Annotated in this window: 10 protein-coding genes; 1 reads left to right on the top strand and 9 read right to left on the bottom strand. The window is 72.9% G+C overall.

The window, feature by feature from the left end; genetic code table 11:
- Positions 1-6 precede the first annotated feature (6 nt).
- From OG559_RS30310 to OG559_RS30295, 4 genes are all read right to left on the bottom strand, one after another.
- Positions 7-963, bottom strand: coding sequence for a GNAT family N-acetyltransferase (locus OG559_RS30310; protein WP_405110327.1), 957 nt, complete (start codon positions 961-963; stop codon positions 7-9).
- A gap of 146 nt (positions 964-1,109) precedes the next feature.
- Complete coding sequence (locus OG559_RS30305; protein WP_405110324.1) at positions 1,110-2,366, bottom strand: MFS transporter; 1,257 nt, start codon at positions 2,364-2,366, stop codon at positions 1,110-1,112.
- Between the two features lie 2 nt (positions 2,367-2,368).
- Positions 2,369-3,928, bottom strand: a complete 1,560-nt coding sequence (locus OG559_RS30300) for an AMP-binding protein (protein ID WP_405110321.1) — start codon at positions 3,926-3,928, stop codon at positions 2,369-2,371.
- 37 nt (positions 3,929-3,965) lie between these two features.
- Entirely contained in the window at positions 3,966-5,048 is a 1,083-nt protein-coding gene (locus tag OG559_RS30295; protein ID WP_405110318.1) for a ferritin-like domain-containing protein, read from the bottom strand.
- A gap of 222 nt (positions 5,049-5,270) precedes the next feature.
- Between OG559_RS30295 and OG559_RS30290 the strand changes: the two genes are divergently transcribed.
- On the top strand, positions 5,271-8,150 hold the full coding sequence (locus tag OG559_RS30290) for an AAA family ATPase (protein WP_405110315.1): 2,880 nt from the start codon (positions 5,271-5,273) through the stop codon (positions 8,148-8,150).
- A gap of 26 nt (positions 8,151-8,176) precedes the next feature.
- Here the strand turns inward: OG559_RS30290 and OG559_RS30285 are convergent, their stop codons facing one another.
- The 5 genes from OG559_RS30285 to OG559_RS30265 all read right to left on the bottom strand — a co-directional run bounded on the left by OG559_RS30285 (position 8,177) and on the right by OG559_RS30265 (position 24,930).
- The gene (locus OG559_RS30285; RefSeq protein ID WP_405117082.1) at positions 8,177-9,736 is read right to left on the bottom strand and encodes an acyl-CoA carboxylase subunit beta; all 1,560 of its coding nucleotides are present in this window, start codon (positions 9,734-9,736) and stop codon (positions 8,177-8,179) included.
- Positions 9,737-9,846: 110 nt separating this feature from the next.
- A complete protein-coding gene (locus OG559_RS30280; protein WP_405110312.1) occupies positions 9,847-11,079 on the bottom strand; it encodes an amidohydrolase family protein in 1,233 nt (410 codons plus the stop codon).
- The gene (locus OG559_RS30275) at positions 11,076-15,383 is read right to left on the bottom strand and encodes a type I polyketide synthase (protein ID WP_405110309.1); all 4,308 of its coding nucleotides are present in this window, start codon (positions 15,381-15,383) and stop codon (positions 11,076-11,078) included. The genes OG559_RS30280 and OG559_RS30275 overlap by 4 nt, the downstream gene beginning before the upstream one ends.
- Positions 15,380-19,783, bottom strand: a complete 4,404-nt coding sequence (locus OG559_RS30270; RefSeq protein ID WP_405110306.1) for a MupA/Atu3671 family FMN-dependent luciferase-like monooxygenase — start codon at positions 19,781-19,783, stop codon at positions 15,380-15,382. The genes OG559_RS30275 and OG559_RS30270 overlap by 4 nt, the downstream gene beginning before the upstream one ends.
- Entirely contained in the window at positions 19,780-24,930 is a 5,151-nt protein-coding gene (locus OG559_RS30265; RefSeq protein WP_405110303.1) for an amino acid adenylation domain-containing protein, read from the bottom strand. Before OG559_RS30265 ends, OG559_RS30270 begins: the two co-directional genes overlap by 4 nt.
- Positions 24,931-24,942: the final 12 nt, after the last annotated feature.

Here is a 24,942-nt window from a genome sequence, read left to right as displayed (position 1 = left end):
GGGGGCTCAGACGCTGGTGGGGGCCATCGGCGCCGGCAGGTCGACGCGGCTGGCCGTGCGGACGGTGCGGGTGGTGTACCGGCCGATGTCGACCTCCGGCCCGGCACCGTAGACGTGGGCGGTCAGTCGGGGCGTGCTGGCGGCATCGTGGGAATCGTCATCGGCATAGCCCAGCACGACCACGGGTGTGGTCAGCGCCCCGACGGAGATCAGCAGGTCGGCGCAGTCGCCGGCCGGGGCCCGGCCGATGGGTTTGGCGGGTACCGGCTCGAAGCCGAGGCGGGTCTTGAACAGGAACAGGCCGGGTTTGGCGACGTGCCCGTACAGGTTGGGGTCGTTGCCCATGGTCACCTCGGGGCAGCCGCGCCTGCGGGTCTCCTCGAAGGCGTGCAGGTAGATCACCCGGGCGAGGCTGTGCTCCCGCCAGCGGGACTCGACGGCGGAGAACAGCAGCCACACCGAGTTGTCCTCCGGGTACTCCCGGCACAGGCAGCCGCCGACCAGTTTGCCCTTCTCGTACGCGAACACGCCGAAGGTCCTCGGATTGTCGATCATGCCGGCGCGCATCGAGCCGGCGAACGAGAAGCCGAAACGCATGCCGTTGACCCGGTTCTCGTACAGGGCGAGGAACGGGTCGAGTTGGTCGCCGCTGAGCGTCCGGTGCACCTCGATGTGTACGTCAGCGCCGGCCGCCCGGTCGAGGGCCCGGCGGAGGTCCTGGCGGGCCTTGCGGGGGAGCCGGGCGGCGTAGTCGTCGACCGAGCGTGGCGTGGGCGCCCGCCAGCTCAGCCAACTCGGTTTGCGGACGAATCCGGCCCGGGCGAGGTCCGCCCAGGCGTCCCGGGGCGGGGCGGGAACCCGGATGAGTGCGACCGGGGGCAGGTCACCGGCGCGATGTGCGGCGAGTGCCTGTTGCGCGTCCGCTTCGGCGATGGTGAGCCCGTAGTCGTCTCGAACGTGCATGTCGTTGGCGCCTTCCGCAGTGCTGACCGGTCACGGGTGGAGCGGGGGGACGTGGACCGTTGGGGTTGTCGGGACGTCGCCGAGGCTGCCGACGTGGGGCGTCGGGGTCGGCGGGATCGGTGGCGGCCACATCGCCGCGGTGGTGGTCACGTCCGGGCCGGTTCGGCGGTGGTCGCCGTGGTGGGTGGCGGTTCGTCCAGGCGGCGCCAACGGGCGGGACGCAGCACCAGGGTGAGCGCCACCAGCAGGTACAACAGTCCACTCAGGGCGATCGCGGTGGTCAACCCCAGCGTGGACGCGGCCCAGCCGCCGAGTACGCCGCCGATCGGGATGCTGGCCCAGGAGACCGCCGTGGCGAGGCCGAACATCCGGGCCTGCAACGGTGGCGGAGTGCGTTCCAGGATGGTGGCGGCGATGATCGGATTGACGGAGGACAGCGCCACGCCGCAGACGAAGGTGATGGCGATCACCACCAGCAGGTCGTGGCTGAACGCCAGGGCCAGGAAGCGTGGGGCCCCACCGACGAGCAGCCCGAGCGTGAAGGTGACGTACCGGGGCAGCCGGTTGGCGGCGATGGTGAAGCCGATGTTGCCGACGAGCGCGCCGAGGGCGAGCGCGGCGCTGACCGCGCCGAGCGCGGCCGGGTTGCCGAGCACCCGGTCGACCCAGACGGGGATGTAGACGGCGACGCTGGCCTGGTTGAACAGGTTCATGATGAACATCACCGCGAAGATCCCGACGGCGACCTGGTCCTGGCGCAGGTGACGCAGCCCGATGCCGAGCGCCTTCAGGTACGGCTCCCGGTCCGCCGCGGCGGTGTGCGTGGGCCGCCCGATGGATGCCGGGATCAGCGCCGTCACGACGGCCGCGGCCACGGCGAAGGACGCCGCGTCGATCAGGATGGCCTGGGTGATGCCGAACCAGGCGATGATCACGCCGGCGGCTGGAGCGCCGACGAGGATGCTCGTCCGGTGCAGGCCGTCGTCGATGGCGCTGACCCGGGCCATGGACGCGCCCGCGGCTGCGATGGTGGCGTGCGCCATCGCCCGCTTCGCGTTGTCCCCGAGACCACGGAGGACACCGATGACGGCGACCAGGCCGAGTAGCGTGGCGAACCCGAGATGGTAGACGCTGGCCAGCAGCACCATGCCCGCGGCGCTGGCCAGGTCGGCCGTGATGGAGACCCGGCGGGCGCCGAGCCGGTCCACCAGCGGCGGGCCCAGCGCGCTGGTCAGCACGTAGGGCAGCATCTCGGCCGCGACGACCAGGCCCATCCGGGTGGGACTGCCGGTGGTGACCAGGACCAGCCAGGGCAGGGTCACCGTGGACACCCGGGTGCCGGTGTCGGAGATCGTTCCGGCGGTGAGCAGCCCGACGAGAGCGACCCGGGACCGGGTGGGCACCGTCACTCCGGTGGACCGACTGCCGTGCCGGTACGGGCGAGATAGCGGTCACGGAGTGCGCGTTTGTCGACCTTCCCGTAGCCGATCGTGGGCAACGCGTCGACGAACTCCACGTCGCGGGGCGTCCAGTTGGTGTCGAGTCGCTCGGTGACCAGGTCGCGGAGCTCTTCGGGGGTGACGGTGGCGCCCGGCACGGGCACGACGAAGGCGTACGCCGCCTCACCGTAGGCGTCGTCCGGCACGGCGGTGACGGCCGCGTCGTGGACGTCGGGGTGGGCGGTCAGGACGTCCTCGATCGGTCCCGGGTAGACGTTGACCGCACCGGGGCCGGTGACGATCAGCTCCTGGTCGCGCCCCACCAGGTAGAGGTAGCCGTCCTCGTCGAGATGTCCGGTGTCCCCGGTGCGCAGCCAGCCGTCGACCAGTGTTCCGGCGGTCAGCTCCGGCTGGCCCCAGTACCCGGCCATGACCAGTGAACCGGAGATCCACACGTGACCGTGCTGTCCGGGCGGCAGATCCCGCCCGGCGTCGTCCCGGACGGCGATGCGCACGTCGCCGTAGGCGCGTCCGCAGGAGCGCAGCAGGTGAGGCCGGCTCGGGTCGTGCTCGTCGCCGTTGAGTTCGGTGATCAGGGGGGCCTCGCTCATCCCGTAGGCGACGCGCACGATGGGCCCGAAGCGTTCGAGTGCCTGGGTCAGCCGGGCCGGGGCGACGGTCGATCCGCCCAGGGTGATCATTTCCAGGCTGCTCAGGTCGGTCCGGCCGAGCAGCGGGCAGTCCAGCATCTCGTACAGGCGGGGCGAGGCTGCGTTCGTGCTGGTGATGCGCTCCTGCTCGATCAGGGTGAAGAACCGCTCCGCGTCGAAGGAGTCGCACATCACCTGCGTCCCACCGGCGAACAGCATGCCCATGACGCCCAGTTGGGAGCTGACGTGCCAGAAGACACCGTAGTAGAGGTGGCGGGTCGGACGGCCCTCTCCCGCCCACCGGGTGGCGAGTTCCAGGATCGTCTGGAACAGCAGGTTGCGGTGGTGGACCAGCTTGGGGCGTCCTGTGGTGCCGCTGGTCTGGAACACCGACGCCGGCTCGCCCGTGGCGTCGGCCGGGTCCACCGCGGTGCGGGGTGCCCGCCACAGGTCGGTGCCGAGGGTGCCGGGGCCGAGGCTGAACACGGCCGGGGCAGCGGCCCGGCGGGCCAGTTCGACGCCGGACTCGGCGTGGGTGCGGGGGTCGTACACCAGGGCGTCCGGGCGGGCCTGGCGGAGGAAGCCGAGCTGGTGCTCCAGGGGTGCGCGGGCCACCCAGACGGACCGGCAGCCCAGCAGGTGCAGCGCGAAGTGCAGCATGACCACGTCGGGGTGGTTGTTGGCAACCACCGCCACCGCGTGGCCCGCACCGATTCCCTGCCCGCGCAGGGCCTCGGCCAGGTGCTGGACGCCTTCCCGCAGGTCGGCGTAGGTCAGCCGGCGGTCCTGGTGCACGATCGCCTCGGCCGGACCGTGCTTCTCGAACAGCGCCAACGCCTGCGGGACGTAGTTGGTGGACTCAGCGGGGGTGCGCACGGGGCGATCTCCTCTCGGGCCGGCCGCTCGGTGGGAGTCAGGACGAATCTGCGCCGAACCGGATCGCCTGCGCGACCTGCTCCCGGCGCAGCCGGTCGACCTCGTCGGCGACCTTCTCGTCATCGGCCATCAGCCGGTCGAGGTCGGCGTCCTGGTAGCTGAGCACGCCCATGTCGCGGAAGGCCCGCTGGAGTTTCGGGCCGAACAGGCCGATGTCCTTGAGCGTGGGCACGATCCGGGAGAACAGCTTGGATCGGAAGTACTGGTAGTGCTCGGACTCGCGCATGAAGGCCACGCACTCGGCGGCGTCCAGGTCGAGTGCGGTCCAGACCTCCTCGCCGACGAAGCGCTGCTGAAGCATGTAGCAGGCCTCGATGCAGAACTCCTCGCGCTCGTCGCGCTCGGCCTGGGTCAGCTCGGGGTAGTAGTCGCGCAGGGCCAGTCGACCGAATGCCACGTGCCGTGCCTCGTCCTGCATGACGTAGGCGTTGAGCGCCTGCGCGAGGGGTTCCTTGGAGTAGTCGCGGATCTGCCCGAACGCGGCCAGGGCAAGGCCCTCGATGAGGACCTGCATGCCGAGGTAGGTCATGTCCCAGCGGGAGTCGGAAATGATGTCGTTGAGCAGGGCCTTGAAGTGCGGGTTGATGGGGTAGGCGAAGCCGATCTTCTCCCGCAGGTAGCGGGAGTACACCTCGACGTGGCGGGCCTCGTCCACCACCTGGGTGGCGGCGTAGAACTTGGAGTCGATGTCCGGCACGGTCTGCACGATCTTGGCGGAGCAGATGAGGGCGCCCTGTTCGCCGTGAAGGAACTGGGAGAATTGCCACGAGTTCATGTGTAGTCGGACGTTGGCCTTTTCTCTGCTATTGAGTGATTGCCAGGTGCGCGACCCGTAGATGGCGACCGATTCCTCCGGTATGCCCATCGGATCGTCATGATCAATTTCGATGGTCCAGTCGAGTCGTTCCGCTGCGTTCCACTGCCGCTGTTTGCCCTTTTCATAGAGGCTGAGCAGTTTGTCCCGGCTGTCGTCGTAGTCCCAGTCGAATACGGTGGTGTTTCCCGCCTTGATGTGCCAGCCCGTCTGGTCGACAGGGAGGGCGTACAGCCGTCTGCTCAATGACGCCTCCATCTCATGCATGGCTACCGTAGATTATGGACTTGTGGCTGTTTGTCGGGCACTGGGGAGTTCCCTAGGATCAAGCACATGCATGGGCGTGCGTGGCGTGACTCTGGTGTCGATAACGGCCCGCAAACCAATCCAACCCTGCTAATCTCCATTGCGGATGATCGATCATCTGGAAGACGGGAGTCGATCTAGAATGGCCGGTTCCTGGGCTCGATGGACACCTGGCGGCGGCGGGCCCACGTCGGGGCAGTGGTGCTGATGACCCCGTTCGTGGGCCGGGACACCGAACTGGCGGCCCTGCGGAGCGTCCTGGAGGCGACCGGTCGAGCCGGAGTCCGGGTTGTGGCGGTCACCGGCGATCCCGGCATCGGGAAAACCCGGTTGCTTGGCGAGTTCGGTGAGCTGGCCCGTCGCCAGGGCGCCCGGGTGGTGTCCAGCTCGGCCACCCGGGGCCAGCGGTCACAACCCCTGGCCCCGCTGCTCGACGCGTTGGTCGACTGCGACCGCTGCGCCAACCGGCAGACCGCCGCGGGCGAGGCGTCGGGTGCCACCGCGCCCAGCCACCTGGTGCGCGACCTCGTGAACCGGGCCGGTGACGCGGACGCCAACACCCTGGTCGTCCTCGTCGACGACATGCACTGGGCCGATGAGACGACCATCGCACTGCTGAACCAGCTCGTGCGCTCCCCGTCACCGGTGCCGCTACTGGTCGTGCTGGCCTATCGGCCCCGGCAGGCCCCGGTACGCCTGCACACCGCCCTGGTCGGCGCGCCGGGCGACGAGTGGGTGCGGGAGATACCGCTCGGGCTGATCAGCGAGCAGGACGCACAGACCTTGCTCGGATCGCGGTGCAGCGCGCCGTGGCAGTCCGCCGTCTACCGCCACAGCGGTGGCAACCCGTTGCACCTGCACGCGCTGGCCGCCGCCGCCACCGGGTTGTGCAGCACCGCGTCGGTGGTCGTCGGCGAGCTGCCCGCCGCGCTGCGGATGAGGCTGGTCGGGGAGCTGGAGGCTGCCTCCCCGCTGAGCCGCATCGTCCTCGACGCGGCGGCGGTGGCGGGAGAGGTGTTCGAGCCGGCGCTGGTCGCGCAGATCGGCCAGTGCCGGGACGCCGAGGTGCATCGAGCGCTGGACGAACTGGCCGAACTGGACGTCGTCCGTCGGGTCGCCGGTGGCCGGCTGATCGGCTTCCGGCATGCCGTGCTGTGGCGGGCGGTCTACGACGCGGTCAGCCCGGGCTGGCAGTTGGCCGCGCACGACCGGGCGGCGGCTGCGCTGTGCCGGCGTGGCGCCCCGCCCCAGGCGCTGGCCCCGCATGTCGCCCGCATCGCCCGTCCCGGTGACCTGACCGCGGTGTCGACGCTGCACCGGGCCGCCATGGCGGTGCAGCACCACGCGCCGGTCACCGCGGCGTACTGGCTGCGCGTGGCCCTGCGGCTGCTGCCACACCAGCCCGACCACGACCAGCGGCGCGTGGTGCTGCTGGTCCGCCTCGCTCAACTGACCGCCGCCGTCGGCGAGCTGCTGGCGAGCCGGGACGCGCTGCACGAGGCGCTGCGGCTGTTGCAACGTCGACCGACGACCCGCCGTGCGCACGCGGTCGCCCTTTGCATCATGGTGGAGCTGTCGCTGTCCCGACGTGCCGAGGCGGGTGCGCTGGCCCGGGCGGAGCTGGCCGCGCTGCCCGCCACCCAGAGCATCGGCCGGGCCATGCTCATGTTCGAACTGGCCTGTCTGGAACTGGCCGCCGGTCACGCCGACGCCGCCCGCGAGATGGCCGCCGTGGCGTACGCCGCAGCCCATCGCCACCAGGTCCGTTCGGCGGAGGCCACCACGCTCGCCCTGCTGGCGGTGGCGGACACCGCCGCGCTGGACATGCCAGCCGCGCGCCGGCGGCTGGACCAGGCGGTCGACCTGCTCGACGCGATGCTCGACGGCGAGTTCGTTCGCAGCCTGCGGGCCGCCGCCTGGGTGATCGAGGCCGAGATACTGCACGAACGCTTCGACGACGCGCTCCGCCACCTGGACCGGGCGGTCGTTGGTGCCCAACAGGGCGGGCAACTGCTGCTGCTCACCCGGCTCTACGCGGCCCTGGTGGTGACGATGCAGGCCAGAGGCCGGTTACTCGAGGCGCAGGAGTGTGCGCAGCGGGCGGTGGAGGTGGCCACCGCGGTCGGCGGCGACCGCGAGATCGCCGTGGCCCGCACCCTGCTGGCCTGGCTGGACAGCCAGATACGGCCCACCACGGAGGCCGACCCGGACGTGGATGCCCTGCCGGTGCTGCCCGAGGGCCCGTACGCGCTGCTGGTCCGCCGGCTGCTGGTGGAGATCGGTCTGGCCGGCGGGAACGTGGCCGGGTACCTGGCCCGGACCGGGCCCGGTGACGATGGCCCGCCCGCTTCCGACCTGTGCTCGCAGGCCAGCTGGTGCGAGGCGATGACGCGGGCGGAGCTGGTCGCGGGGCGGGCCGAGCTGGCGGCGCACTGGGCCGACCGCGCCGCCGCCGTCGCCGCGGTGCTCGACCTGCCGGGCCACACCGGTCTGGCCCTGCTCGCCCGGGCGCAGGTGCTGGCCGCCGAGGACCCGGCGCGGGCGGTGGCCACCGCGCAGGTGGCGGCACGCGAACTGGCCTCCGCCGGCATGGTGGTGGATGCCGCCCGGGCCCGGATGGTGGCCGTCGGCCCGCTGGCCGCGCTCGGCCAGGTCGACGACAGCTACCGGGAGATCAAGGCGGTCCAGGCCGCGTTCGAGGGATGGGGCGCGCACCGGCTGGCCCGACGGGCCGTGGTGGAACGGCGTCGACTCGCGGCGCGTTCATCGCGTCGGGCAGGCCCGGACGACCGTGCGGAGGCGGCCGGCCTCAATTTGCTCACGCGTCGGGAGGGGCAGGTCGCCGTGCTGGTGAGCCAGGGCCTGACGAACCGGCGGGTGGCGCAGGAACTGTTCGTGACCGAGAAGACGGTGGAGATGCACCTGTCGAACATCTTCGCCAAGCTGGGTGTGTCATCCCGGGCGGTGGTCGCCCGTCTCATCGGGGCGAAGGGGCCTCCGGTCGGTGCCGCGGTGCCGGCCGGGGAGGCGGCGGCGACCTGACGGTGGCCGTCGCCGTCGGCGGCAGATCACAGGGGGATGTTGCCGTGCTTCTTGGGCGGCGGGATGACCCGCTTGTTGCTCAGGGCACGCAGGGCGCGGACGACCGTGGTTCGGGTCTCCGACGGCAGGATCAGGTCGTCGACGCAGCCGTGTTCGGCTGCCCGGTAGGGCGTGAGCAGTTGGTCCTCGTACTCCTGGACGAGGACCTGGCGGAGCAGCGCCGGATCGTCGGCCCGGGCGAGGGCCTGGTGGTGCAGCAGGGCGACACCGCCCGCCGCCCCCATCACGCCGATCTGTGCGGTGGGCCAGGCGAAGCACAGGTCGGCGCCCAACTCCCGGGAGCCCATCACCGCGTACCCGCCACCGAAGGCCCGCCGTACCACGATGGTGATCTTCGGCACCGTCGCCTCGATGTAGGCGAACGCGAGTTTCGCCCCCCGGCGGATGATGCCCTGGTGCTCCTGGGCGGTACCGGGCAGATATCCGGGGACGTCGACCAGGGTGAGCACGGGGATGTTGAACGAGTCGCAGAACCGGACGAACCGTGCGGCCTTCTCCGCGGCGTCGATGTCGATGGCACCGGCCAGGTGCAGCGACTGGTTGGCGACCACCCCCACCGTGCCGCCTTCGATCCGGGCGAAGCCGCAAATGATGTTGGGGGCGAAGTTGGGCTGCACCGCCAGCAGGTCGCCGTCGTCGACGATCCGCCGGATCACCTCGTGCATGTCGAACGGGGTGGTGGCCCGGTCGGGTACGAGCGTGTCGAGTTCCCCGTCGGCGGCGGTGGGCTCCAGTGGGGACGCCGGCGGCCAGGCCGGGGCCGCGTCGAGGTTGTTGGCCGGCAGGTAGGACAGCAGGTCCCGGACGTAGTCGATGGCCTCGGCCTCGCTCGCGGCGGCGTAGTGGGCGTTCCCGCTGCGGCTGGCGTGCACCGTGGCACCGCCGAGGGCCTCCATACCCACCCGTTCTCCGGTCACCGTCCGGATGACGTCCGGGCCGGTGACGAACATGTGCGAGGTGTTCTCCACCATGACCACGAAGTCGGTGAACGCCGGGGTGTAGACGGCGCCACCCGCGCAGACACCCATGATGAGGGAGATCTGCGGGATCACCCCGGATGCGGTCACCATGCGCCGGGCCACCTCGCCGTATGCGGCGAGGGCCAGCACCCCCTCCTCCACCCGGGCACCGCTGGAGTCGTTGATGCCGACCACCGGGCAGCCGACGCGCAGGGCGTGGTCGAGTATCTTGCTCACCTTGGCGCCGAAGACCGCTCCCGCGCTGCCGCCCCGGTGGGTCGCGTCGTGCGCGTAGACGCACACCTGCCGACCGTCGACGGTGCCGTAACCGGTGACGACACCGTCCCCGGGGGGCTGTGGCCCGGCGTACCCCCCGACCTCCCGACGGGCCAGCCGGTCGGTCTCGACGAACGAGTCGGGGTCGAGCAGGGCCAGGATCCGCTCCCGCGCGGTCATCCGGCCCCTGACGGCCAGCCGGCGGGCCGCCCGGGCCGAGCCGGGCTGCTCCGCCTCGGCGCGGCGGCGCCGCAGCTCGGCCAGCTTCTCGGCGGTGGTCGGGGCGGCCACCTTTGCGGCGGTGCCGAGGACGGGCGGGGCGGTGGTGCCGTCGGGCCGGCTGTCGGCCCGGTCCGGCGCCACGGCGGCGGCCGTCGGCCGGTGTCCGTGCGGTGCCGGGGTCACCTGCGGGTGTCCTTGACGATCGTGCCGTCGCTGACGACGAAAACGACCCGGTTCGGGTCGTCGAACAGGTCCGGCGCGGTGAGCGGATCGAAGTCCACGGCGACGAGGTCGGCCAGCTTGCCCACCTCGACCGACCCGAGACGGTCGGCGACCCCCATGATGCGGGCGTTGACCGAGGTGGCGGAGACGATCGCCGCCATCGGCCCCAGAACGTGGGCCTTGAGTACCAGCTCCAGGCCGCGGTGGTTCTGGTCCGGCCCGATCAGGTCGGAGCCGGAGCCGACCAGCACACCGGCCTCCCGGGCCAGCAGCATGGCGTCGATCATGCGTCGGGCGGTGTCGCCGACCCGGTCCCGGAACCCGGGGGCGAGCCCCTGCCGCTCGGAGTCGGTACGCATCATCTCGGCGATGGCCAGGGTGGGTACCAGGTGCACGCCGTGGGCGGCCATCATCGCCGCGGTGACCTCGTCGATGCCGGTACCGTGTTCGACGCAGCCCACGCCCGCCCGGACGGCGTTGCGGATCCCGGCGCCGTTGTGGGCGTGCACGGTGACGTACGTGTTGCGGGCACGGGCCTCGGCGACGGCGACCGCGATCTCCTCGACGGTGTACTGGGTGTCCTCCAACGAGTCGGACACCGAGATCACCCCGCCAGTGACGGCCATCTTCAGGAACGACGCGCCCTGCCGGAAGCACTCGCGGGCGGCCCGGCGAACCTCCTCGACACCGTCGGCGTTGGGGGTCATCCCGGTCAGGCCGCGTACCGAGAACGGCGACGGACCCGCCGGGGCCAGCGGCGAGTTCAGCCGACCGTGCCCGCCGGTCTGGGACAGCGCCACGGCGGCGGCCCAGATGCGGGGGCCGGGTACCAGCCCGCGGCGTACCGTGCGCAGCACCCCGAGGTCGAGGCCACCACAGTCCCGGATGGTGGTGAACCCGGCCGTCAGGGTCTCGCGCAGGTTGCGGAAGATGTCGGCGGCCCGTTCGGCCACCGACAGCTCCCCGGTGAGCATCGCGCGTACGTCGCTGGAGTAGCCCACGTGGGTGTGCGCGTCGATCAGCCCCGGCAGCAGTGTCAGCCCACTCAGGTCAACCAGGTCGGCGCCGTCGGTCGGGACTCGGACCCCCACCCGCGTGATCCGGTCGGCTTCGATCCGTACGGCCCGGTCGGTCACCGGGTCACCGCCGAGCCCATCGATGAGCGTGGCCCCGGTCAACAGCATGGTCATGGCAGCAGGTCCTTCCGGGCGGTGTCGGGCCGGGCCGGATCGCCGTCCGGCGGTGCGGGCAGGACTCCGCCCCGGGCGAGGAAGCCCAGCATCCGCGCGAACAACGCGGCGTCCAGCTCCGGTGGGCGGGCCAGGTCGGCCGGCAGCGCCGACCGGACGTTGTCGCAGCGCATCCGGGGCATGTCCCGGTCCGGGGTGTCGCCGAGCATCGCCATCAGCGGGGCGAAGCTGTTCGCCGTCTCGTCGGCCTCGACCTGCTCGGTGAGCTGGTGGCGCCAGCGCTGCCAGTCGACGCTCGGCACGCGGTAGCCGCAGGCCCGCAGGTGGCGGAAGATGTCGTTCCAGTCCAGCGGGTCGGGGTTGACGGTGTGGAAGGTGCCGCCGGTGGTCTCCGGGCGCAGGGACAGGGCGACCACGGTCCGCGCGACGTAGTCGACGGTGGCGGCGGCGAAGGCGTACCGGCGGGTGGGGGCCAGACCGAGCTCGACGCAGCCCTGGATGACCTTGGTGACGTAGTCCTCCCGGTTGGTCGCGCCGGTGCGGCTGTCCCCGAGCACCGCGCCGGCCCGGTACACCGACACCGGTACGCCGCGGTCCCGGGCGAGGCCGATGAGCCCCTCGGCGACCCACTTGCTCTGGCTGTAGGCGGTGTCGTGGCCCACCGGTGGTGGCAGGGGGTCGTCCTCGTTGACCTGCGTGGCACCGTCGGCGACGGCTCCGGCGAGGACGGCCAGGGTGGAGATGTGGTGCACGGGGGTGGGGCGGCCCCGGGTGGACAGCCGCAGGATCTCCTCGGTGCCGCGCACGTTCGTGGCCTTGAGGGAGCGGTACGGGCGCACGAAGTTGACCCAGGCACCACAGTGGTAGATCACGTCGACCTCGTCGGCGAGGGCGTCGAATTCGGCCGGGGTCAGGCCGAAGCGGGGACGGGCCAGGTCGGCGGGGACGACGCGCAGCCGGTGCCCGGGTGGTGCGGGCAGGCCGTAGGAGGTCAGGACGGTGTGCAGGCGTTCGGTGCCCTCCTCGGGGTTGGCGGCCCGGACCAGGCAGACGATCTCGGCGCTGGTCTGCCGGGCCAGCTCGGCGCAGAGGAACGCGCCGACGAATCCGGTGGCACCGGTGAGCAGCACCACCCGGTGCGGGCCGGTGCGGGCCGGCGCGTCCCGGTCGGGGATGACCGCCGGGTCGAGGACGACCTCGGCGGCGAGGTCGGGGCCGGTGCCGTGCAACTCGATCAGCGGTCGCCCGGACACGGCGGCCTCGATCCGGGCGGCCAGGCCGGCGACGGTGGGGCTGGCCAGGACGTCGCCGGCGGTGAGCTGGGGTGCGCCGAGGCGGCGCAGCTCCCGGGCGGCCTGCGTGATCATCAGGGAGTGGGCGCCGCAGTCGAACAGGTCGTCGGTGACGCTGATGCGGTCCAGGCCGAGCAGGTCGCACCACACCCGCGCCACCTGGCGTTCCCGTTCGGTACGGGGGGCGAGGTGGCCGTCCTCCGGCGCGCCCGCCAGGTCGGTGCCGGCGGGCACGCCGCCCGGATCGACGGTGCCGGAGTCCGGGTCGACAGTGCTGCCGGCGGTGTCGGCCGGTCCGGTGGCGGTCGCCCCCGGCTCCACCCAGTACCGGCGGCGCTGGAACGGGTAGCCGGGCAGGCTGACCCGCCGGGGCGGGCGCGCGGTGTGCAGCGCCGGCCAGTCCACGCTCACCCCGGCCTGCCAGAGCCGGCCCACCGCGGCCATCAGGTGCGCGGTGTCCGGCAGCCGGTCGCGGGGGTGACCCAGCGAGGCGACCGCGGTCGGGGTGGGGGCGATCCGCTGTCCGGGTACCAGCGCGGTCAGCGCCCGCCCGGGCCCGACCTCCAGCAGCACCCGATCGGGCGTGGCCAGCACCGTCCGCAGCGCGTCGGTGAAACGTACGGGTTGGCGCAGGTGACGGGCCCAGTAGTGCGGGTCGGTGGCGTCCCCGGCGCGGATCCAGGTGCCGGTCACACAGGAGACGAACGGGGTGTGCGGTGGCCGCAGGTCGCACTCCTTGACCCGGGCGGTGAACTCGTCGAGGACCGGTTCGACCAGCCAGGAGTGGCTCGCCGCCGGTACGTTGATCCGCCCGCAGTCCACGCCCCGGCCGGCCAGCCGCCGGTCGAGGGCGGCGATGTCGTCGTCCGGCCCGGCCACCACGGTCAGCTCCGGAGCGTTCACCGCCGCGATCGACAGCCGTTCGTCGAGCAACTCCGCGACCTGGGCCTCGGGCAGCGGTACGGCCAGCATCCGGCCCGGTGCCATCCGGGCGAACAGCTCGCCACGGGCGTAGGTGACGGCGAGCGCGTCCCCGAGGGTGAACACCCCGGACAGGCAGGCGGCGACGTACTCGCCGAGGCTGTGGCCGAGCATGGCGACCGGTGTCACGCCCCAGGACTGCCACAGTTTCGCCAGCGCGTACTCCACCGAGAACAGGGCGGTGACCACACCGGGCCCTTCGGCGCGGCCGAGCGCGCGTCCCCGTCGCGGCCCGCCGCCGTCGATGGGGAACAACAGCGCGGTGAGGTCGACGTCGAGCCGGTCGCGCAGCAGGGTGGCGCACTGGTCGATCGCCGCCCGGAACACCGGCTGCCCGCGGTAGAGGTCGGCGCCCATGGCGCGGTGCTGGTTGCCGCCGCCGGGAAACATGAACACCGCCCGGTGGCCGGTCTCCGGGGTGGTGCGGGTGACCAGCCGGTGCGGGTCCTCCCCACGCAGCACCGCCACCAGGTCGGGCAGATCGGCGCAGGCGGCGAACCGGCGGACCGGGAAGCCGCGCCGACCGTTCTGGAGGGTGAAGGCGACGTCGGCCAGGTCGAGGTCCGGGTGGGCCTCCAAATGGTCGGCCAGCCGGTGGGTGGCGGCGTCGACGGCGGGGCGGTTGCGCGCGGACAGCGGCACCAGATGCCAGCCGGATGCCGTGGGTGCCGGGTCGGGGCTGGGCGGTGGCTGTTCGAGGACCACGTGGGCGTTGGTGCCGCCGACACCGAAGGCGCTCACTGCGGCGCGGCGGGGTCCGGAGTCGGCCGACCAGGCGGTGGCGCGGGTGGGCACGTAGAAGGGGGAGGTGTCGAGGTCGAGGTCGGGGTTGGGGGAGCGGAAGTTCACCGTCGGCGGGATCTGCCCGTGCTGGACGGCCAGGGCGGCGCGCATCAGACCGGCGGCCCCGGCGGCGGCGTCGAGGTGGCCGATGTTGGCCTTGACCGAGCCGAGGGCGCAGAAGCCCCGCCGGGCGGTGCCGACGCGGAACGCCTGGGTGAGCGCGGCGACCTCGATCGGGTCGCCCACCCGGGTGGCGGTGCCGTGGGCCTCCAGGTAGCCGATGCTGCCCGGGGAGAGCCCCGCCAGGGCGTGCGCGGCGGTGATGACGCGGGCCTGCCCGTCGGGGCTCGGTGCCGTGAAACCGGCCTTGACCGCACCGTCGTTGTTGACCGCGCTGGCCCGGATCACCGCGTAGATGTGGTCCCGGTCGGCCAGGGCGTCGGAGAGCCGGCGCAGCACCAGGGCCACGGCGCCGTTGCCGGGCACGGTCCCGGTGGCGTCGGCGTCGAAGGGCCGGCACTGCCCGTCGGGGCTGAACACCCCGCTGTAGGTGTGTGAGTAGCCGGCCCGCAGCGGCAGGTTGATCGTCACCCCGCCGGCGAGCGCCAGATCCGACTCGTAGGTCAGCAGGGACTGGCAGGCCAGGTGGGTGGCGACCAGGGAGGTGGAGCAGGCGGTCTGCACGGTGTAGGCGGGGCCGTCCAGGTCGAGCAGGTACGCCACCCGGGTCGCCAGGAAGTCCTTGTCGTTGAAGATGCGGGCCAGGGGCGCCATCGCCGAACGCTGGAAACGGGGGTTGGTGGCGAGGTTGGCCATCAGGTACTTGTTCATGAACATGCCGGCGAACACGCCGACGGCGCCGTCGGCGCGCTCCGGGGTGTGGCCGCTGTCCTCCAGGGCCGCCCAGGCAATTTCGCAGAAGACCCGTTGCTGCGGGTCCATCGTCTCGGCCTCGGCGGCGTTGTAGCCGAAGAACTCCGCGTCGAAGTGGTCGGCGTCGTCGATCACCGCGCCCGCCGCGACGTACTCGGGGTCGGCCAGCAGATGCGGGTCCACGCCGGCCGCGCGCAGTTCGTCCGGGGTGAAGTGGGTGATCGAGTTGACGCCGTCGAGCATGTTCGCCCAGAACCGGGGGACGGTGTCGGCACCGGGCACCCGGCAGGCCATGCCGATGATCGCGATCGGTTCGACCCCGTCGGGCGGATCGACGTCCGGGGCGGTTCCGGTGCTGTCCCGGTGCGCGGTCACGACCGGTCAGCCCGTCGTACCCGCCGCGGGCCGGCGGCGGACAGGGCGGCGGCCCGCCGCCCGGCGGCCTGCCGGGCCCCGACCAGCGCGTCGGGGCGGTCTCCGGCGGGGGAGCAGGCGGCGGCGAGCGTACGCACCGACGGGTAGCGGAACAGGTCCACCAGCGACACCCCGGTGATGTCGCGGGCCTGCAGCCGGGACCTGGCCTGGACCGCCAGCAGCGAGTTGCCGCCGAGTTCGAAGAAGTTTTCGTCGAGACCGACCCGGTCGCGGCCGAGCAACTGCGTCCACACCTCGGCGATGGTCTGCTCGACGTCGGTCCGGGGGGCCAGGTAGCGGGCGGGCCCGGGGGTCTGCGGATCGGGCAGCCGGTTGCGGTCGATCTTGCCGTTCGGGGTCAGCGGCAACTCGTTGAGGACGGTGACGGTGGCCGGCACCATGTAGTCCGGCAGTACCTGGGCCAGGGCGGCCCGTAGCGCCGCCGGGTTCAGCACCGTGCCGTCGGCGCGGCCCGCCTCGCAGTAGGCGGCCAGGCCGCGGTGGGCGCCGGTGCCGCGTACGACGACCACGGCGGCGCGGACGCCCGGCTGTGCGGCCAGCATGCTCTCGATCTCGCCGAGTTCGATCCGGTGGCCGTGGATCTTCACCTGGTGGTCCAGCCGGCCGAGGAACTCCAGGGTGCCGTCGGGGCGCCACCGGGCCAGGTCACCGGTGCGGTACAGCCGGGAGCCGTCGGCGGCGAACGGGTCGGGGACGAAGCGTTCCGCGGTCAGGGCGGGGCGGCCGTGGTAGCCACGGGTGACGCCCGGCCCGCCGAGCAGCAGTTCACCGGGCACGTTGACCGGGGTGGGCCGCAGGTCCGCGTCGACCACGTAGGCGCGTACGTCGGCCAGCGGGCGGCCGAGCGGCACGGTCGCGGCGACCGGCCCGGTGTCGGTGACTGGCTGGGTGCTCGCCCACACGGTCGCCTCGGTGGGGCCGTACATGTTGTGCACACCCCCGCTGACCAGGCCGGCGAGGTCGGCGCCGAGCGCGGCGGGCAGCGCCTCGCCACCGACGAGCAGGCGGCGCAGGTGGCGGAGCGCCTCCCGGCTGTCGGGGTCCTCGGCCAGCACACCGGCCAGCGACGGCGTGCACTGCAGATGGGTGACGTGGTGGCGGCGCAGTTGCGCGGCGACGGGCTCGTCGGCCAGCGCCACCCGGCGGCGTTCCTCGCTGATCTCCCGGGCGGTACGCAGGTGCGGCAGGGCGGCCAGGACGTGGTCGTGGTCGACCCCGAAGTCGATCAGGCAGGCGACCTCGTCCACCTCGATCGCCTTGAGCCGGTCCACCAGGTCCGCGGCGGCCTCGGGGGTGCCCAGCAGGGCGGCGGTGTCGAAGAACCGGTCGAAGGCCTGCGCGACCAGGGCGTCGAGTTCCCCCTCGGGCAGGTCGCGGAAGTCGCTGCTGCGCCCGGACACCGCGCCGAGACCGGAGAGCAGGTCGAAGGAGCTCTTCAGGTACGCGCACAGCGGCGCCCGGACCAGCTCGCGGACCTGCTCGGCGTCGGTGCCGAGGAAGGTGTGCAGCATCAGGGTGACGTGGCCGGAGCCGGCGTGGCCGGCCTCCCGCCAGGCCCGACGGTAGATGGTGATCTTCTCGGCAAGCTGTTCCACGGAGTGGCCGAGCAGGTGTGTGAGCAGCCCGGCGCCGATCTCACCGGCCATCCGGAAGGTGTCGGGGCTGCGTGCGCTGGTGACCCAGACGGGCAGCTCGGGCTGCACCGGTGGCGGGTACACCCGTACGCTGACCTCGTCGCCGCCCGGGCGGGTGCGGCTGACCGTCTCGCCCCGCCAGAGCCGACGCACCTCGTCGATGCCCGCCAGCATCAGGTCCTTCCGGTCGGTGTACCGCTGCGGGGCGAGGACGAAGTCGTTCGGTTGCCATCCGGAGGCGACCGAGATGCCGACCCGTCCGCCGGAGAGGTTGTCCACGACGGCCCACTCCTCGGCCACCCGGAGCGGGTCGTGCAGCGGCACGACCACACTGCCGGCCCGGATCCGTACCCGCTCGGTGATGGTGGCGATGGCGGCGGCGGTGACCGAGGGGTTCGGGTAGAGCCCACCGAAGTCGTGGAAGTGCCGTTCCGGGGTCCACACAGCGGCGAAGCCGTGCCGGTCGGCGAAGCGGGCGCCCTCGATCAGCAGCCGGTACCGGTCGTCGACCGAGCCGCCCCGGTCACCGCCGAAGTAGAACAGGCTGAAGTCCATCGGCCTGGCCTGCACCTCGGCGGGTACCGGGACACCGGTGGCGGACGCGGTGCCGGGTTCGTCGCCCCGGATGACGACCTCGAAGCCGCAGGTGAGGGTCCACAGCAGTTCCAGCACCGAGATGTCGAAGGAGGTGCTGGTCACCGCCAGCCAGGTCGGCGCGGCCCCGTCCCGGTCCGCCTCGGCGTCCGGGCCGAACTCGCGGTCCATCCCGGCGAAGAAGGTACCCACGTTGCGGTGGGTGACCAGCACGCCCTTGGGACGCCCGGTGGAGCCGGAGGTGTAGATGACGTACGCCAGGTCGTCCGCGTGTGTCGGTACGGTCGGCCCGGTGGGGGCGGGACCGGCCGGCGGTGTGCCGGGGGCGACGGTGGTGACCGGCAGGCCGCCCAGCCGGCCGGCGAGATGGTCGGTGGTGACCACCACCCGGGTGCCGGAGTCGGTGACCATGAAGGTGAGCCGGTCGGCGGGCAGGGCGGGATCCAGCGGCAGGTACGCGCCGCCGGCCTTGAGGATGGCCAGCAGGGTCACCGCCAGATCGGTGCTGCGGCGCAGCAGGACGCCGACCGGGAGGTCCGGGCCGACGCCGTGGCCGCGCAACGTGGCGGCGAACCGCTCGGCGCGCTCGTCGAGCTCGCGGTAGGTCAGTCCGGGCTGGTCGCCGGGTCCGGCGTCCCGCACGGCGACCCGGTCGGGGGTGCGCCGGGCCTGCGCGGCGACGAGCTCGTGCACGAGCACGTCGGTGCGGCGGTCGACACCGGTGGCGGTCCACTCGGTGAGCAGTTGGCGATGCTCGCCCGGGGTCAGGATGTCCAACCGGCCGACCGGCCCGTCCGGATCGGCCAGGGCCGCGGCGAGGACCTGACGGAAGCGGGCGGCCATCCGTTCGGCGCTGTCCGGGTCGAACAGGTCGGTGCTGTACTCCAGGCGGCCGGTCAGGTCCGTCCCGCGCCGGGTGAGGGACAGGGTGAGGTCGAACTTCGCGGTGGCGGTGTCGCCGGGGACCGGGGTGACCGCGCAGCCGGGCAGGTCCAGCCCCACGGCGTCGGTGTCGTGGTAGCTGAACAACACCTGGAACAGCGGGTTGTGGGCCAGGTCCCGGCTCGGGTGCAGCTCCTCGACGAGTTTCTCGAACGGCAGGTCCTGGTGGGCCAGGGCGTCGCGGGTCTCGTCGCGGGTCCGCTCGACCAGTTGCCGGAAGGTCGGGGCGCCGGTGAGGTCGATGCGCTGCACCAGAGTGTTGGCGAAGAACCCGATCAGCGGCTGGATCTCGGGTCGTTGCCGGCCCGCCACCGGTGAACCGACGACGACCTGCGCCGTGCCGGTGTGCGCCCGCACGACGACGGCGAAGGCGGCCAGCAGCACCGCGAACGGGGTCGCGGCGACCTGCCGGGCCAGCGCGGTCACCGCGTCGCTGACGTCGTGCTCGAAGCTCAGGTCCAGGTGTGCGCCGCGGTAGGTCTGCGTCGGTGGGCGGGGCCGGTCGGTGGGCAGGCTGGCCAGCAGCGGTACGTCGGCGAGCCGGTCCCGCCAGTGGTCGACGAGCCGGTCGAGGGTGGCGCCGGTGAGGTGGGTGTGCTGCCACTCGGCGAAGTCGGCGTACTGCACGGGCAGGTCGGGTAGCTCCCGTCCGGTGTAGGCGGCGGTCAGTTCCCGCTCGAGGACGGCCAGCGACCAGCCGTCGCAGACGATGTGGTGGACGGTGAGGCACAGCCGGTGGTCCTCCGGGCCCAGCCGCAGCAGGGTGGCCCGCAGGACCGGGCCGTCGACCAGGTCGAACCGGGTACGTGCCTCGGCCCCGGCCAGCGCCGCCGCCTCGGCAGGGCCGGCGACGTCGTGCACGGTCAGGGGGGTCTCCGTCGGCGGCAGGACGACCTGACGCGGCTGGCCGTCCACCGCCCTGAACACGGTACGCAGCGCCTCGTGCCGTCGGACCACCGTGGTCAGGGCCCGGTGCAGGGCGTCGACGTCGAGCGGCCCACGGATGCGGTAGCCCAGCGGGATGTTGTAGACGGGGTTGTCCGGGCTGAGCTGGTCGAGGAACCACAGCCGCTGCTGCGGATAGGACAGCGGGTGGCTGCGCTGGGCCAGTCGCTGGGCCAGGTGCCGGGCCAGTTGGGCCCGCCGGGCGTCCGTGCCGGCGTCATTCATCGATCCACCTCGTTGTCCGTGAAGTCGTGCAGCAGCTGGTCGACCTGCTCGGGGGTGAGCTGGTCGATGTGCCGCAACACGTCCTCCATCTGCTGCCAGCTACCGGGTGCGATGCCGCCCTGCCCGGTCGGGTCCGTGGCCGGTGTGCGGGTGTCGAGGGCGGCCACCAGCCCGGCGACGGTGGGCGTACGCAGGAAGCGGGCCAGTGCCACGTCGGCGCCGAACGTCTCGTTCACCCGGGCCACCAGCCGCATGGCGAGCAGTGAGTGCCCACCGAGGGCGAAGAAGTCGTCGTCGAGGCCGACCTGGTCGAGCCCGATCAGCTCGGCGCAGATCGCGGCGACGGCCCGTTCGGTGTCGGTCTGCGGGGTCCGGAGGGCCACCCGCAGGTCGGGGCGTTCGGCCTCGGCGGCCGGCAGTGCCGCCCGGTCGAGTTTGCCGTGCTCGGTGAGGGGCAGGGCGGTCAGCGACACGTACGCCGTTGGCACCAGGTAGGGCGGCAGCCGCTCGGCGAGCCAGAGGCGCAGCTCCGTGGCGCCCGGCCCGGGTCGGCTCGCCGGGGGCACGACGTAGGCGACCAGGCGTCGACCGGCCGGGCTGTCGTCGACGACGACCGCCGCGCCGGCCACGGCCGGGTGGTCGAGCAGGGTGTTCTCCACCTCGCCCGGTTCGATCCGGAACCCGGAGATCTTGACCTGGTCGTCGGTTCGGCCGAGGAACTCCAGCACCCCTCCGCTGCGCCAGCGCACCACGTCACCGGTGTGGTAGAGGCTGGAGCCGTCGGCGCCGAACGGGTCGGGAACGAACCGTTGCGCGGTCAGCGCGGGCCGACCGGCATAACCCCGGGCCACCCCGGGACCACCGAGGTAGAGCTGACCGGGTACGCCCTCGGGCACCGGACTCAGCTCCTCGTCGAGGACGTACGCGGTGGTGTTGGCGATGGGCCGGCCGATGGGTACGGAACTGGCCTCGTCGGGCAGGTCGGTGATGTGGTGCACCACGGCGAAGGTGGTGGTCTCGGTGGGACCGTAGCCGTTGAGCAGCCGGGCCGGGGCGTACGGGCCGCGCAGCAGTTGGCGGATGCGGACCGGGTTCAGCGCGTCCCCGCCGACGAGCAGGTTGGTCATGGTGGCGAAGCTGTCCGGCCGGTGCGCCATGACCTCGTTGAACAGGGCCGAGGTGAGGAACATGCTGGTGATCCGGGACCGGCGCAACTCGTCGCCCAGCCGGCCGGGACTCAGGACGGTGTCGCGGGGGATGACGCAGACGGTGCCGCCGTGCAGCAGGGCACCCCACACCTCGAACGTGATCGCGTCGAAGGACGCGTCGGCGACCTGGGCGATGCGTTCGTGCGGTCCGAACCGGACGAAGTCGGTGCCGCAGACCAGGCGCAGGATCGCGCGGTGCGCGACCACCACTCCCTTGGGTCGTCCGGTGGAGCCGGAGGTGTAGAGGACGTAGGCAGCGCTGTCCGGGCGGGCGGCGGGGGATTCCGGCCCGGCGGCGGGCCGGTCCTCGGGCCCGGCCTGCGGATCGCCGCCGGTCACCACCTCCACGCCGTCGACGGGCAGCAGACCGGCCAGGTCGGCCCGGGTGACCACCAGCCGGGCCCCGGCGTCGGCCAGCAGCCAGCGCAGTCGTTCGGCCGGGTAGCCGGGGTCGAGCGGCACGTACGCGCCGCCGGCCTTGAGCACGGCCAGGAAGGCGGTGATCAGGTCGGGGCCGCGGGCGAACAGGACACCGACCGGGGTGTCGGCGCCGACACCCCGCCGGCGCAGCAGCCGGGCCAGCCGGTCGGCGTCGGCGTCGAGATCGGCGTAGCTGAGGGTCTGTCCCTCGTACTCGACGGCGGGGGCGTGCGGTCGCCGGGCCACCTGCTCGGCGAACAGGTCGGGCACGGTGCGGTCGGCCGGGAAGGCGACGGCGGTGCGGTTGTACGTGTGGACGACCCGGGTCCACTCCTGCGCGTCGAGCAGCGGCAGCCGGCCGACCGGCTGGTCGGGGCCGGTCATCGCCGCGTCGAGCAGCCGGACGTAGTGTCCGGTCATCCGCCGCATGGTCGAGGCGTCGAACAGGGCGGTGGAATACTCCCAGATCAGGGTGATCGGGGCGGCGTCGTCCCGGTGGCCCTGCCCGGCGCGCTGTTCCGCGCGGGGTAGGACCACGATGTTCAGGTCGGTCTTGGCGGTGCCGTTGTGCCGTTCCAGGACGGTGCCGGTCAGCCCGGCGAAGGTCAGCTCCGGCATCGGGGAGTCGTGGAAGCTGAACATGGTCTGGAACAGCGGGTTGCGGGACGGGTCGCGTACCGGGTCGAGGGCCTCCACCAGCCGGTCCAGCGGCACGTCGGCCCACTCGTAGGCCCGTGCGGCGCGGGTGTGCACCCGGCGGACCAGTTCGGTGAAGCCGGGCTGGCCGGACAGGTCGACGCGCAGCAGCAGGGTGTTGACGACCATGCCGATCATGCGTTCGGTCTCGGCGAGACGGCGGTTCGCCACGCCACTGCCGATGATCATGTCGTCCTGGCGGGCGTAGCGACCCAGCAGTGCGGCGAAGCCGGCGAGCATGGTGGCGTAGAGGGTGACCCCGTGCCGGCGGCTGTACCCGCGCAGTCGCGCGCACAGGTCGCCGGGAAGTTCGATCCGCAGCGCCGCGCCGGTGAAGCTCTGGTCCAGCGGACGGGCGCGGTCCAGGGGCAACGCCAGCTCGTGCGGTGCGCCGGCCAGTTCCCGGGTCCAGTGCGACAGGTGCCGGTCGAGGGTCTCGCCCCGCATCCACCCACGCTGCCAGAGCGTGAAGTCGCGGTAGCGGCAGGACGGCGGTGGCAGGTCCGGTTCCCGCCCGGCGGCGTAGCCGGCGTAGAGGGCGGTGAGCTCCTCGACGAAGACGGCGAAGGACCAGCCGTCGTGGACCAGGTGGTGTTCGACGTGAACCAGGGTGTGATCGTCGTCGGCGTGCCGGACCAGTGCCCACCGGGCCAGCGGTGGACTGGCCAGGTCGAAGGGTTCACGTAGGTGACCGGCCACGATCTGCTCGGCCCGCCGGCCGCGCTCCGGCTCGTCGTACGCGGACAGGTCGACCAGCGGGAGATCGACGGCGCGGTGGGCGGTGACGTGTTGCTCGGGACCGTGCGGCCCGGCGACGAAGCCGGTACGGAAGATGTCGTGGCGGCGGACGATCTCGTCGAGCGCGGCCCGTAGCGCCGCTGGGTCGAGCGGCCCGCGCAACCGCATGGTGGCCTGGGCGTGGTACGCCCGGTTGCCGGGGTCGAGCTGGTCGAGGAACCAGATCCGCTCCTGGGGCAGGGAGAGGGGCGCGACCGCGTCGGGGTCGGCCGGGGTCAGCGGCGGCGGGGTGGGTGCGCGATCGGTGTCATCCGCGTCGTCCAGCGCGGCGGCCATGGCGGCGACGGTGGGGGATCGGTAGATGACCACGACCGGCAGTTCACGGCCGAGCTCGGTGCGGACCCGCGCGGCGAGCCGGCCGGCCATCAGCGAGTTGGCGCCGAGAGCGAAGATGTCGTCGTGCACGCCGAGGCGGAGCGCGGCCGGCGGGTCCGTGCACGGCGCGGGGTCCGGCCCGGCGCTGGTGTGGCCGAGCAGGTCGGCGAGGAACCCGGCGAGGAGCCGCTCGGTGTCGGTGCGCGGGACGGTGACGGGTCCGGTCAGGCCGGCGCTGGCCCGGTCCGGCTCGGGCAGGGCGGACCGGTCGATCTTGCCGCTGACGGTCAGCGGCAGCGCGTCGAGGGTGACCACCACGTCGGGTACCAGGTAGGCGGGCAGCCGATCGGCCAGGAAGGCGCGCAGCCCGGCCGGATCGTGGTCGCCGGCGGCGTAGCCGACCAGCCGGGTGGCGTCGCCGGAGCCCTGGGCGACCACCACCGCGTCGGTGACGGCGGGATGCCCGGCCAGCACGGCGGCCACCTCGTCCGGTTCGATCCGGTGTCCCCGCAACTTGATCTGGTGGTCGATGCGCCCGAGGAAGTCGAGAGTGCCGTCGGGGCGGCGGCACACCTGGTCGCCGCTGCGGTATCGGCGTGCGCCGGGCGGCCCGTCCGGGTCGGGGACGAACCGCTCGGCGGTCAGCCCCGGCCGGGCGTGGTAGCCCCGGGCGACGCCGGCCCCGCCGATGACCAGTTCGCCGACCTGGCCGTCGGGCACCGGCCGGCCGTCGGGGTCGACCACGGCGACGTGGACGCCGGTGACCGGTACGCCGATGGACGGCCGCCGGTCGTCGGGACGCACCTGCGCCAGGGTGGCCCAGACGGTGGCCTCGGTGGGGCCGTAGGCGTTGAACATGCGCCGGCCGGGCGCCCAGCGCCGCACCAGCGCGGCGGGGAGCGCCTCACCGGCGCAGACCAGCACGGCCAGGTCGGGCAGGGGCTCGTCGGGCAGGGTGGCCAGCACCGACGGGGGCAGCGTGAGGTGACTGATCCGCCGGGTACGCAGGGTGGCGAACAGGTCCGGCCCCGGGGCGCTGGCGTCCCGGTCCGCCAGCACCAGGGTGGCGCCCGTGGCCAGCGCCATGGCGGTCTCGAACACCGAGGCGTCGAAGCTGGACGGGGCGAACTGGAGCACCCGGTCACCGGGGCGTACCCCGAAGGCGTCGGCCTGGGCGCGGACGAGGTTGGCCAGGCCGGCGTGGCTGAGCAGGGCACCCTTGGGATGTCCGGTGGACCCCGAGGTGTAGATCACGTACGCGAGGTGTCGACCGGTCGGTGCCGGTGGCAGCGGGTCGGGTGCCGGCCCGGACTCCGCGGCGGCCTCGGCGGGGTCGATGCGGCGGATCCGCCCGGCCGGCAGCCGGTCCATGGTGTGCGCCTCGGCGACGATCAGGTCCACGCCGGAGTCGGTGAGCATGTAGGACAGCCGCTCGGTGGGGTAGGACGGGTCGAGCGGTACCCAGGCGCCGCCGGCCAGCAGGGTGCCGAGCACCGCGACGACGGACTCGGCCGAGCGGTCCAGGGCGATCGCGACCGGTACGTCAGGTCCGACGCCGTGGCGGCGCAGGTGGAGCGCCATCCGGTGGGCACGGGCGGCCAGCTCGGCGTAGCTCAGCGACCGATCGGCGGACTCCACCGCGACCGCGTCGGGGTCACGGGCGGCGTGTGCGAGGACCGTCTCGTGGAACAGCACGGATTCGCCGGGCATCGACGCACCTAT

Origin of the sequence: Micromonospora sp. NBC_01405 (assembly GCF_045040155.1) — a bacterium.
Taxonomy (GTDB): Bacteria; Actinomycetota; Actinomycetes; order Mycobacteriales; family Micromonosporaceae; genus Micromonospora.
The sequence above is the reverse complement of the archived record's forward strand: the minus strand, read 5'-3'. Positions and strand labels throughout refer to the sequence as shown.

Bases quoted from the DNA above. Each gene is read 5' to 3' on its own strand.
- OG559_RS30310 (WP_405110327.1), bottom strand. From the start codon at position 963: ATGCACGTTCGAGACGACTACGGGCTCACCATCGCCGAAGCGGACGCG.
- OG559_RS30290 (WP_405110315.1), top strand. From the start codon at position 5,271: ATGGACACCTGGCGGCGGCGGGCCCACGTCGGGGCAGTGGTGCTGATG.
- OG559_RS30280 (WP_405110312.1), bottom strand. From the start codon at position 11,079: ATGACCATGCTGTTGACCGGGGCCACGCTCATCGATGGGCTCGGCGGT.
- OG559_RS30270 (WP_405110306.1), bottom strand. From the start codon at position 19,783: ATGAATGACGCCGGCACGGACGCCCGGCGGGCCCAACTGGCCCGGCAC.
- OG559_RS30265 (WP_405110303.1), bottom strand. From the start codon at position 24,930: ATGCCCGGCGAATCCGTGCTGTTCCACGAGACGGTCCTCGCACACGCC.